Origin of the sequence: Eubacterium multiforme (assembly GCF_030813415.1) — a bacterium.
Classification (GTDB): domain Bacteria; phylum Bacillota; class Clostridia; order Clostridiales; family Clostridiaceae; genus Clostridium; species Clostridium multiforme.
In genome coordinates this window covers 1-12,529 of record NZ_JAUSUF010000007.1, presented here as the reverse complement: position 1 = coordinate 12,529, position 12,529 = coordinate 1, and the positions used below count along the sequence as shown (strand labels likewise).

The following is a 12,529-nucleotide window of genomic DNA, read 5'->3' as shown; positions in this document are numbered from 1 at the left end:
AGGAGGTTTTTTATGATAGAAATTAAAAATATATCAAAAAAAATAGGTAATACTACAATATTAGATAATATATCCTTATCTATTGAAAGTGGAAGTTTAGTTGTTTTAATAGGCTCCAGTGGATGCGGAAAAACTACAACACTTAAACTTATTAATAAATTAATTACTCCCACATCTGGAGAAATTTTTATTAATGGTAAACCACTTTCGAAGGAAAATGCTATAACTCTTAGGAGAAATATAGGGTATGTAATACAAAATACAGGATTGTTTCCTCATTTAACTATAAAAGAAAATATAGAGCTTATACCAAAATTAAAAAAGGAGAAATCTTTAAAAGATATAGAAGAAACAACAATAAATCTTTTAAAGATGGTTGACCTATCCCCTAAAGATTATTTAAATAAATATCCATCGGAACTTAGTGGTGGTCAGCAGCAAAGAGTTGGTGTTGCTAGAGCCTTTGCTACAGATGCAGAAATAATACTTATGGACGAGCCTTTTAGTGCCTTAGATCCAATAACGCGTACCTCTCTTCAAGATCAACTTTTTACTCTTCAAGATGAATTACGAAAAACAATAATATTTGTTACTCATGATATGGATGAAGCACTAAAAATTGCAGATAAAATATGTATTATGAAAAATGGTAAAATAGCACAATATGATACCCCAGAAAATATTCTTAGGAATCCAGCCAGTGACTTTGTTAGAGATTTTATTGGTTCTGATAGAGTTTGGAATAATCCTGAATATATTAAAGCTAATGATATTATGATAAAAGATCCAGTTTCTGTTATTGGATCAAGAACTATACTTCAAGGAATTGAAATTATGAGAACAAGTAAAGTTGATAGCTTATTAGTTGTAGATAAAGAACATTTCTTAAAAGGTATAGTAACATTAAAAGATATAAAATCAACTCACCAAAAATCAACCCCTCTTGGTAATATTATGAGCAAAGAACTTATTACTGTTAATGAAAATGATAGCCTAGTAGATATACTAGATGTTATGAATGAATATTCTATTGGATATGTACCTGTAACCAATTCTGATTATAAATTAGTTGGTTTAATTACTAGAAGTAGTTTACTTTCAATATTAAGCGAACAATTTCTTGATATGGAGGTGAGTGTTCTTGGGTAGTTTCTTTGAATTTGTAATTTCAAAAAGAGAACAGATACTTCATCTTCTACTTCAACATATCTCTTTAACTCTTACTTCTATCTTAATTGCAATTATAATTGGAGTTCCTCTAGGTATAATCGTCTCTAGAGTGTCTTTCCTTAAGAAACCTATAATTGGTTTTGTAAATTTAATTCAAGCAGTTCCATCAATGGCACTACTTGGACTTCTTATCCCACTTCTTGGAATAGGTAGCACTCCTGCAATATTTATGGTTGTTATTTATTCATTATTGCCTATTGTTAAAAATACATATACAGGGCTTACAAGTATTGATCCAGTTATTTTAGAATCCTCTAAAGGAATTGGGCTTACAAAAAATCAAACTTTATTTAAAATTCAATTACCTCTTGCACTTCCAATAATAATGGCTGGAGTTAGAATTTCTGCTGTTACTGCTGTTGGACTTATGACTCTTGCTGCATTTATTGGTGCTGGTGGTCTTGGATACTTAGTATTCTCAGGAGTTCAAACTGTAAATAATAATATGATATTAGCTGGAGCTATACCTGCTTGTATACTTGCTCTAATAGTAGATTTTATATTTGGTAAAATAGAAGCTTTAGTTACTCCTATTGGATTAAACCCAAAAGCTCCAAGGAAGAATTTTATTGCAATTAAAATAATAGGAGCATTACTTATTATAGCTGTTTTATTTTCAACCTTTAGTTCAATATTTATAGGTAAAAAAAATACAATAGTAATTGGTTCTAAAAATTTTACTGAACAACTTATACTTGGAAATATGTATGCTGATTTAGTAGAAGCAAAAACTGATTATAAAGTAGAAAAAAAATTAAATCTTGGTGGCTCTTCAGTTGCCTTTAGTGCACTACGTTCTGGTGATTTAGATATGTATGTTGACTATACTGGAACTCTTTTATTAAATGTTATAAAAGGAAAACCTATTAAAGATGCTAATAAAGCCTATAATTATGTAAATACTACTATGAAAAAGGATTATGGATTAACTTTACTTGATCCAATTGGTTTTAATAATACTTATTCTCTAGCTATGTTACCAGAATTAGCTAGTAAATATGGAATAAATACAATATCAGATTTAGCTAAATATAATAATAAATTAACTCTTTCTCCTACTTTAGAGTTTGAAAATAGAGATGATGGTTTAATAGGTTTATCTAAGGATTATGGCTTATCATTTAAAAATGTTAAAGCAATGGACGGAAGCCTTAGATACTCTGCATTAAAAAATAATGAGTGCCAAGTAGTTGATGCCTTCTCAACTGATGGACTTCTTAAAAAATTTAACCTTAAGGTATTAAAGGATGATAAAAATTTCTTTGCACCTTATTATGCAGTTCCCCTAGTTAATGAAAAGACTTTAAAAAAACATCCTGACTTAAAAGATGTATTTAATTCTCTTTCTGGAAGAATAAATGAAAAAACAATGATAGAGCTTAATTATAAGGTAGATGTCCTTGGTAAATCACCTGAAAGTGTTGCTCATGATTTCTTAGTTAAAGAAGGTTTAATTAAATAAGAAACTATTTTAAAACACAGTATATTTAATAAAATAATCTAAAAAAGGTTTTTCTAAAAATTTAGAAAAACCTTTTTGTTTTTAACAAATATCTTATTTATTATTTTCTATCCAATTAACAATATAAGTAATAGGACTTTCATTATTGCTTGGAGCTGTATATTTTATATTGTTTAAAAGCTTCTCATTACCATTTTTAACTACAAAGCCATAGGTGGCATTTTCTATAAGCTCTTTATCATTCATATTATCTCCAACAGTTATAGTCTTTAAATCATTTAAATTATATGCTTCAACTAATTCCATAAGAGCTTTTCCCTTTGAAGTATATTTAGGCACAACTTCAAGAAATTTTTCTCCACTTCTTATAGGAATCTCACTATCATATTTATTTTCAAAACCTTCTTCTAGGTTATCAATAACTTCCTTTTCCCCAAGGATTAAAATCTTAGTCCATTTTTTATTCCAAACATCCTCATCTATATCAAAAATCACATTATAACCAAGACTTTTTAATCTACTTGTATATTTACAGGATTTAAATATATAAATATTCTCTTCGCAGTAAAGTTCTATTCCTATATCAGCCTTTTCTTCTAGTAATTTATGTATCACAGCTTTTCTCTCTTCCTCTAAAAAGTGTTCCTTAACAACACTTTCTGTGGAATAATCATAAACCTTACTTCCATTATATAAAATTATAGGTAAACTTAAATTAAGTTCCCTTGCAAACCTACTTGCAGCAGGTAACATTCTTCCTGTTGCTATAGTAAATAGTCCGCCATTATCTATAAAGTATTTTATAGAATTTTTATCTTCCTCTGATATTTTTCTTTCATCATTTAATAAAGTCCCATCCATATCTGAAACTAAAATATGTCCGTCAAAAATCCCCATTCCCTGTCCTCCTATTTGTTTGTACTAAAAATTATTTTTCTTATTATACCTCTAGGTAAAAATTTTGTACCAATTACCATTAATTTATTTTTAAATCCAGGTATTATAATAGCTTTTCCTCTTTTAAAGCCCTCATAACCCTCTCTTGCAACAAAGTCTGCATCCATTAAATATTTTTTTGCTTTTTCAGATTTAATTATACCTGCATTTTCTTGAAATGATGTCTTTACAGGACCAGGACAAAGGCAGCATACCTTAATTCCAAATTTCTTTCCTTCTTCATAAAGAGCCTCTGATAAAGTTAAAACATAAGCCTTTGAAGAATAATATGTACTCATTTTAGGTCCACCAACAAAGGCTGCTGTTGAAGCTACATTAAGTATTCCACCTTGTTTTCTCTCCTTCATTTTAGGAAGAAAATATTTAATAAGTTTTGTTAAAGCTACAATATTAATTTCTATAAGATTAATATCCTTTTCCTCACTAACATTATCAAAATAACCAAAACTACCTATACCTGCATTATTAATTAAGTTATCCACAACTATATTTTTTTCATCCACAAATTTAAAAAGTTTTTCACAGGCATTATCCACACTAAGGTCTAACCCTAAAATTTTTACACATATATTAAATTCTTTTTCTAAAGATTCTTTAATTTTCACTAGTTCTAATTCATTTCTTGCAACTAATAATAAATTATTTCTATCCTTTGCAAATAATTTTGCAAGTTCTAAACCTATCCCTTTTGTACCTCCAGTTATTAAAGTATAAGATTTTTTACCCATAATATTTCCTCTCTTTAAATCTATCTTCTTTATAAATTATAACCTATTTTGTTACATTAAAAAAAGTGGCTAAGCCACTTTTTAATCTCTATTTAATACCTTTACTATATAGCATATTTCATCTTCTGTAATTTCCATATTAAATTCTTTTTCTAATATTGATATACAATCTTTTACCTTATTAAAATCATTATAAAATATACCTTTAAACTCTTCTATCCTATCAAATTTTGCATAATTTCCTTGAATACACCTATCTAACATACATCCAATATGTAATATTAAATCAACGAGATTTTCATCATTTATTCTTGGGTCATTTAAGTTTATAACAAATTCTTTTATTGATTTTACAACAAAGTATGGGTTTAAAAATTTTATATATTTTATTAATATTTTAGTTGCAGCCTCATATGGATTATCACAATTTTCATCTTCATTAGAACTTTTATTGTTCTTATCATTTCTTATTCTATTTTCTATAAAATCAGTAAATTGCTTTGAAAAACTTTTGCTAAATAATTTATGTATAGGGAAATATGGTATATCAACCTTTGGTCTAAAGTTACCAATACAAGCTAAAACTTTATAAGAATCCATTAGCTCTGAAATTTTTGATAAATGTTCATCATATTCTAAAGCTATAATTTCAATATCACCTAAATTGCTATCTTTTATAATATCATTAATCATATTTTTAGCTATAAGGCTAGAGCCTTGACCTGTAGTACATAAAGTTAAAATAGCATTTTTCTTATATTCTTCATTACTTGAATTTCCAAAGGAGTCCTTCAAATTATGGTAAATCTCATCTATTGAATATGTTCCTAAAAGTACTTGTCTTAAGGCTTCTAAAACAGTTAATGTAGTTACATTTGTTACAGTTTTTATCTTTATATTACTTTCAATAGATATTTTCTCCCCTATCTCAGTTAAAGATCCCATGTCAGTAAGTAATAAAACACCTTCATCTGGAGCCATAGCTCTAATTGTTGAAAGGGCTCTCTTATAAATATCATCTACCTTTTCATTTAGAGGCATGTCTATTGCTCTAACTAAAGATGATTTTAATAAGTTATTTGCAACTTTACTCATACTACTTGCTGTACTATCCCCATGACACATTACAAGTATTCCTATTGCTCCACTTTCAAACTTAACTTGATTATTTGCTAAAAGTAATGTTAAAAATCCTATTTCATCTTCAGGTGCATTAACATTAAAATATGAATTTAACTCCCTTAAAAAATATTTTGATACTAAATACTCATTAGGATATTTCTTTTCAATTGTTGTTAAGTCTAGTTTTTTTGTATAATTACCATCATGTAATCTTTTTAATAAAGACTTAATGTGGAGAGATAATATCAATATAAATTGATTAGTGAATGTATTTTGTAATTCCATAGATGCATAATTTATAACCTTAGAAGAAAAGTCTACAATATCTTTTCTTATTATCTTATATAATTGCTCAATATTTATATCTTTATCCTCTAATTTATTTAAAAGTGTATCATAATGTATATTTATAATATCTGTTATTTCCTTAGTTATCTCCTCATCCTTAAAACCTAAATCCTTTAAAGATGTTGTTTTATTATATATTAAATCATAAATATTCCCATCAAATGTATTTGAAATTGAGTAATGGTCTTTTGATGTATTTTTAGGATCTAAAACAATCTTGCTGTTTTTAAAAGAAAAGAAGTTTTTAGATATATCATCCATTAAAGAGTAATTATATATAATGTCTTTATTAAGCATATCGTAACTTAAATATATATTATCACTTTCATTTTTTACATAATTTAAAAAGCCTTTAGCACATATTAACTTAACTTCCGAATATAGTTGTCCTAAATTTCCCTTTCTAAAATCATACAGACAAATTGCCTTTAAAAGTTCTGCTGAAATAATGATTTTCTTATTAAGATTTAGTGCCTCTCCTAGAAATAAATCTTGTACAACAGCCATTCTTTCATTTAAGTCTCTCTCGCAAAAAGAAGGCAGTTTAATACTTACAGGAATTCTTCTTGAAAATGTATTTAAAAGAACATCATCTGGATCCTCTGTAGTTGCTGCTATTATAATTACATTGCTTTTTCTATTTTTTGATGTTTCCCCAAGTCTATTAAACTCTCCAGTATCTATTAAATAAAAAAGCATTTCTTGCCCATCTGGTGGTAACCTATGTATTTCATCTAAAAATAAAATTCCTCCATCTGCCTTTTCAACTAATCCTTCCTTATCAGAATCAGCACCAGTAAATGCTCCTTTTACATGTCCAAAAAGTTGAGATAAAAGTAAATGTGGATTATTAAAATAATCTGAGCAGTTAAATGAAATAAACGGAACTTCTTTCATTGTATTTTTATTCAATTTTGCAAACTCATACATACGTCCAGCAAAGGTAGTTTTTCCCACTCCACTTTCCCCTAAAATTAATGTATTAAGCCCATTTGGTGGATATAATATAGCCGCTTTTGCTTTTAATATTTGATTTTGAAGAGAACCATTATATCCTATAAGTTTACTGAAAGGATCTAATGGCACTTCTTTTTTGAAACTAGAAAGAATCTTTTCAAATTCCCCTAATGTATATGTGTTTTTTGATAAATTAAAATTTAAAACGTTATCTCTATGCAAAAAGGTAACTGGTCTACTTGTTATTTTTATTAAATATCCTTCTTTGTATAAACTATTAAGAATAGTACTACTATTATTACGTACAATATTGAATACCTTTTCAATAGACTTTGCACTAACGCCCATATCTCTTGAATTTAAATAGTTCTCAATCAATTTATCTTTTGTAGTATTTTCCTTAATGAAGTCTAAGATGAGATCTTTTTGAGACATGTTAAACCCCCTTTTTATTTATTAGAATTTTTAAAGCTTATAATTTTCATATTAATAAAATTCTTCGGAAATTCTACTTTTGATTTTACCTTTTGCAAATATAAAGCCATACCTAAACTTATAGCTGCAATTATAATATTACTAGTTGCAAAAGATACAGTTAACAATATTGCACAAACAACTACTAAAGAAAACCAAGTTTTTGCTTTCATAAAATTCACTTCCCCTTAATAAAATATTTTTTATTAATTACAAATTATCATACTATTATTAACATTTCAACCAATATATAAATTTTAATTTTTTAATACTTATGCACTATTTATTAGTAAAAATTCATTAGTGCATAGTAATTTTTTTAAATCTGATAAAATAGCTACTTAGAAGACTATGCACTATTTTGGCACAATATTTGCTCTATATATAAGCACAGACATTAAGACAGGAGGTGTAATCATGACAGGAAAAAATAATCTTTTTACAAAAGATTTAATCCTATTAGATTATGAGGCAAATTCAAAAGAAGAAATTTTAAGACACATGGCAGGTATTTTAGAAGAAAAGGAATATGTAAAAGATACCTTCTATGAAAACCTAATTAAAAGAGAAGGAATCTATCCAACTGGGTTAAAGGCTAATGATATTGAAATAGCAATCCCTCATACAGATTCAATTCATGTTAAAAAGGGAGCAATATTTTTTGCAAGATTAAAAAATCCAGTTGTATTTAAGGAAATGGGAACTGGAGAGAATGATGTAAACGTTAAACTTATATTTATGTTACTTATTCACGACCCTAAAACCCAAGTAAATACATTAAGTAATTTAATGGGTATATTCTCTCAAAAAGAAAGACTAGAAATATTAAATACTAGTAAAGATCTTAATGAGATATACAAAAATTTATCAGAACTTATTAATCAAAAATAAAATTATTAAATCTATTAAATTTTAAGGAGGAATTAAAAATGGGAAGAACAAAAAGAATTTACGTAGCATGTGGATCAGGAGTTGCAACATCACAAACAGTTGCATCAAAAATTTCAAATATGATTGAGGATGAAGGTTTACCAGCAGTAGTTGAAGCTGTAGATATTAAATCACTAGAAAGCATAATAGACCAATGTGATATTTATGTTTCAATAGTTTCAGCTGGTGCATTAGACATTGATAAACCAACTATAAATGGATTAGCATTTTTAACTGGAATGGGAATGGATGAAGAATTCGAAAAATTAAAAGAATTTATAAATGCATAAAAAAAAGACCCATCAGCATTAAAGCATCAAGGTACAAATAAATTAAATCACAACTAAATTATACAATAAGAAATTATAAATATAAAGCTATTTAAATAGCTAAATTAATTTTTAAAGATTAAGGGAGGAATTATTGTGAAAGCAATATTAGATTATATATTAGGTCTAGGTCCAGCTGTATTTTTACCTTTAATAATGATAATACTTGGTTTATGTATGAAAATGAAGGTTAAAAAAGCTATTACTGCAGGATTAACTTTAGGAATCGCCTTTACTGGAATGAGTGTAATACTTGACTTCATGTTCAAATCAATAAGTCCAGCAGCTTCTGCTTTTGTTAATAACACTGGAATTCATTTAAATGCAATAGATGTAGGTTGGGCTCCAATGTCAGCAATAGCTTGGGCTTGGCCTTATGCCTTAACAGTTTTCCCAATTCAAATAGTTATTAACCTAGTTATGTTAGCTTTTGGATGGACAAGTACCCTAAATGTTGACCTTTGGAATGTTTGGGGAAAAATTTTAACTGCAACAATTGTAACTGCAGTTACAGGTAGTGTTCCTTTAGGACTTATTGCAGCTTCAATTCAAGTAGTATTAGAACTTAAAAATGCAGACTTAACTGCAAAACAAATTAATAAATTAACTAATATACCAGGTGTAACATGTCCACATATGATGACTTTACAATGTGTTATATTAGCTCCATTAAATAGAATTTTAGATTTCATTCCTGGAATTAATAATATAAAATTAGATGCTAAAATCTTAAAAAAGAAAATTGGAGTATTTGGCGAAAACTCAGTTATGGGTTTCTTAGTAGGTGCACTAATTGCTGCCTTTGCTGGATATGATCTAAGTAAAATCTTAACTGTAGCTATTCAAGTTTCAACATCACTAGTTCTTTTCCCTATGGTTGCTAAATTATTTATGCAAGCACTTGCTCCAATTGCAGATGCTGTAAGTAGCTTTATGAAAAATAAATTTAAAGGTAGAGAATTCTACATCGGATTAGACTGGCCTTTTATGGCAGGATTATCAGAAGTATGGGTTGCAGCAATACTTTTAGTTCCAATTGAGTTATTACTTTCAATACTTTTATCTAAAGCTGGTGTAAATAACGTATTACCACTTGGAGCTATTATAAATATAGGTATGGTTGTTCCAACTCTTATAATTACAGGAGGAAACTTATTTAGAATGTTAATTTTAGGTACAGTAGTTACTCCAATATATTTATTATGTGCTTCTAATTTCAGTACAATGTTTACAGAATTAGCTAAACAAGTAGGAACTATAAATGTTCCAGCTGGACAATTATTAAGCTGGTTTGGAATTGAAGCTCCAACATTTAGATGGTCACTAGCTGAAGCTATGAATGTAATAAACGGAAAATTTATAGGATTATTATTCTTTGGATTATGGATATTATGTTTTGTATATTATGCAAAATATATGAAGAAAAGAAATGCAAAATTAGATGAAGAAATGTCAAAATAAAAAAATAATGGACCATCCCTATGATGGTCCTTAGTACTAATAAAATTTTAGGATAAGTAAGGAGATAATATTATGTTAGAAGATTTAAAAAAATCAGTAGTTGAAGTTGCTAAAAAAGCTCAAGATATAGGACTTTGTAAACATAAGGCAGGTAATTTTAGTATTAGAGATAAAGAAACTGGATATGTAGTTGTAACTCCATCTGGTATTGATAGAGAAAAGCTTACATACAAAGATGTTTGTGTAGTAGATTTAGATGCAAATTTAATTGAAGCTGAAACTGGATTAAAACCAACAAGTGAATTATTAATGCACTTAGAAGTTTATAAAACTCGAGAAGATGTACACAGCATAGCTCATACTCACTCAAAATTTGCAACAATGTTTGCTGTTTTAGAAAAAGAAATTAAACCAGTTATATATGAAGTATTAAGCTACGGTGGAAAAGTTCCTGTAGCTCCATACGGAAGACCTGGAACTGTTGAACTTGCTAAAAGTATAATTGAACCAATGAAAATATCTGATGTTTGTTTAATGGCTAAACATGGAGTACTTGCTGTTGATAAAGATGATATTCACGAAGCATTATTAAAAGCTATATATGTGGAAGAAGTTGCTGAAATATATTATGGAACATTAATGCTTAATGGATTAAAAGAACCTGAATACATTTCAGATGAAGAACTTGCAAAATGGAAATATCCAGATCAAATAAACTTAAAAAAATAAATTATTTTCATTATTAAAGGGAGGTAAGTATGAAAAAATTAATTAATAAACCTGAAAATTTTGTAAAAGAAACTGTTGAAGGTATACTTCTTGCACATCCAGAGAGTTTAAAAATGGTTAATAATAATTTCAGATGCTTAGTTAGATCCGATAATAAAAAAGAAGGTAAGGTTGCCATTGCAACTGGAGGTGGTTCAGGACATCTTCCTGTATTTTTAGGATATGTAGGTTATGGACTTTGTGATGGTGTAACTGTTGGAAATGTATTTGCATCCCCTAGTGCAGAATGTATGTATGAAGTTGATAAGGCAATCCATTCAGGAGCTGGAGTTCTTCATCTTTTTGGAAATTATGGTGGAGATGTTATGAACTTTGCTATGGCAAAAGAACTAGCTTCTATGGATAATATTAATGTTGAAGAAGTGTTGGTAACAGATGACGTTGCTTCTGCTCCTAAAGGAGAAGAACATAGACGAAGAGGTGTTGCAGGCCTATTCTTTGCCTATAAAGTGGCAGGTGCTGCTGCTGAAAAAATGTACAACCTAAAAGAAGTTAAAACTGTTACTGAAAAAGCTATAAATAACATGAGAACAATGGGAGTTGCAATATCACCTTGTACAGTTCCAGAGGCTGGCAAACCTACCTTTACAATTGAAGATAATGAAATGGAAATTGGAATTCACGGTGAACCAGGTATAACTAGAGAAAACCTAAAAACAATAGATGAAATAGTTGATGAATTATTAAGTAGAATTCTAAATGATATGGATTTTAAAAATAGTGAAGTTGCAATTTTAGTAAATGGATTAGGAGCAACTCCAAAGGAAGAATTATATCTAGCTTATAGAAAAGCTTCTGAAATATTAAGTAACCATAATATAAAAATCTATAAAAATTATATTGGAGAGTTTGCTACTTCATTAGAAATGGCAGGTATGTCTATATCATTACTTAAACTTGATAATGAATTAAAAGAATTAATTGATTTTAATGCTTATACTCCATTTTTTAGACAAGGTATGTAGAGTAAGGAGGGAAAACTTTGAATAAAGAAATCTTAAAAAAAGTTCTTAGTGGAATAGTTTCTTCCATTGAAGAAGAAAAAAATTATTTAATAGAACTTGATGGAAATATGGGAGATGGAGATTTAGGTCTTACAATGTATAATGGCTTCTCTGCTCTTTATAATGAAATTGATAATTTAGACTGTTCTGATTTAGGACTTGCAACTATGAAACTAGGTATGAAAATGAATAGTGTTGTTCCTTCAACAATGGGGACCCTTATTTCTATATGTCTTATAAGAGGTTCAAAAGCCTTCAAAGGTAAGTCTTCTATTACTCTTAATGATATAGTTAACTTTGGAGAATATGCAGTAGATGGTGTAGTTGAAGTCGGTAAAACTAAAATAGGAAATAAAACTATGCTAGATGCATTATACCCAGCAGTTAAATCATTAAAAGAAAGTAATTCTAAAGGATTATCTATAAAAGATGCCTTTGAAAAAGCTTATTTAGCTGCATCTAATGGTGTAGAAGAAACTATAACAATGAAATCAGTTCACGGAAGGGCAGCTTATTATGGTGATAAATCAATAGGAAATCCTGACCCTGGTGCAACTGCTGTAAAATTTATAATTAAAGGTATATACAATAGTTTAAATTAACCACTTATTAAAAATAACACTTTAAATTAAGTCTAAAACTTGAGACTGTAGATTATTTTGTGTAATATGGTTTCTTAGAAATTAAATATTACTGGAAATTTTAGATTCCAGTAATATTTTTTTATTATCTAGAAAT

12 protein-coding genes are annotated in these 12,529 nt (G+C 28.2%); 8 read left to right on the top strand and 4 right to left on the bottom strand.

The window, feature by feature from the left end:
• Positions 1-12 precede the first annotated feature (12 nt).
• Positions 13-1,149, top strand: coding sequence for a betaine/proline/choline family ABC transporter ATP-binding protein (locus tag J2S18_RS10215; RefSeq protein ID WP_307486635.1), 1,137 nt, complete (start codon positions 13-15; stop codon positions 1,147-1,149).
• Entirely contained in the window at positions 1,142-2,692 is a 1,551-nt protein-coding gene (locus J2S18_RS10210; RefSeq protein WP_307486634.1) for an ABC transporter permease/substrate-binding protein, read from the top strand. Before J2S18_RS10215 ends, J2S18_RS10210 begins: the two co-directional genes overlap by 8 nt.
• A gap of 93 nt (positions 2,693-2,785) precedes the next feature.
• Here the strand turns inward: J2S18_RS10210 and J2S18_RS10205 are convergent, their stop codons facing one another.
• From J2S18_RS10205 to J2S18_RS10190, 4 genes are all read right to left on the bottom strand, one after another.
• Complete coding sequence (locus J2S18_RS10205) at positions 2,786-3,589, bottom strand: HAD family hydrolase (RefSeq protein ID WP_307486632.1); 804 nt, start codon at positions 3,587-3,589, stop codon at positions 2,786-2,788.
• A gap of 11 nt (positions 3,590-3,600) precedes the next feature.
• A complete protein-coding gene (locus J2S18_RS10200) occupies positions 3,601-4,377 on the bottom strand; it encodes an SDR family NAD(P)-dependent oxidoreductase (protein ID WP_307486630.1) in 777 nt (258 codons plus the stop codon).
• 81 nt (positions 4,378-4,458) lie between these two features.
• A complete protein-coding gene (locus J2S18_RS10195) occupies positions 4,459-7,239 on the bottom strand; it encodes a sigma-54-dependent transcriptional regulator (RefSeq protein ID WP_307486628.1) in 2,781 nt (926 codons plus the stop codon).
• Positions 7,240-7,253: 14 nt separating this feature from the next.
• A complete protein-coding gene (locus tag J2S18_RS10190; RefSeq protein WP_307486626.1) occupies positions 7,254-7,451 on the bottom strand; it encodes a hypothetical protein in 198 nt (65 codons plus the stop codon).
• Between the two features lie 244 nt (positions 7,452-7,695).
• On the opposite strand from J2S18_RS10190, the gene J2S18_RS10185 reads away from it, so the two are divergent.
• The 6 genes from J2S18_RS10185 to dhaL all read left to right on the top strand — a co-directional run bounded on the left by J2S18_RS10185 (position 7,696) and on the right by dhaL (position 12,393).
• Positions 7,696-8,169 carry a PTS sugar transporter subunit IIA gene (locus J2S18_RS10185; RefSeq protein ID WP_307486624.1) on the top strand — a complete coding sequence of 158 codons (474 nt, stop codon included), beginning with the start codon at positions 7,696-7,698 and terminating at the stop codon, positions 8,167-8,169.
• A gap of 38 nt (positions 8,170-8,207) precedes the next feature.
• Positions 8,208-8,498 (top strand): PTS sugar transporter subunit IIB, encoded by a 291-nt coding sequence (locus J2S18_RS10180; protein WP_307486622.1) that lies wholly within the window; start codon positions 8,208-8,210, stop codon positions 8,496-8,498.
• A 135-nt stretch (positions 8,499-8,633) separates the two neighbouring features.
• Complete coding sequence (locus J2S18_RS10175; protein ID WP_307486621.1) at positions 8,634-9,998, top strand: PTS galactitol transporter subunit IIC; 1,365 nt, start codon at positions 8,634-8,636, stop codon at positions 9,996-9,998.
• Between the two features lie 72 nt (positions 9,999-10,070).
• Positions 10,071-10,727, top strand: a complete 657-nt coding sequence (locus J2S18_RS10170) for a class II aldolase/adducin family protein (protein WP_307486619.1) — start codon at positions 10,071-10,073, stop codon at positions 10,725-10,727.
• Between the two features lie 29 nt (positions 10,728-10,756).
• A complete protein-coding gene (locus tag J2S18_RS10165; RefSeq protein WP_307486617.1) occupies positions 10,757-11,752 on the top strand; it encodes a dihydroxyacetone kinase subunit DhaK in 996 nt (331 codons plus the stop codon).
• Positions 11,753-11,769: 17 nt separating this feature from the next.
• Complete coding sequence (dhaL, locus tag J2S18_RS10160) at positions 11,770-12,393, top strand: dihydroxyacetone kinase subunit DhaL (RefSeq protein ID WP_307486615.1); 624 nt, start codon at positions 11,770-11,772, stop codon at positions 12,391-12,393.
• The last annotated feature ends 136 nt before the right edge of the window (positions 12,394-12,529 follow it).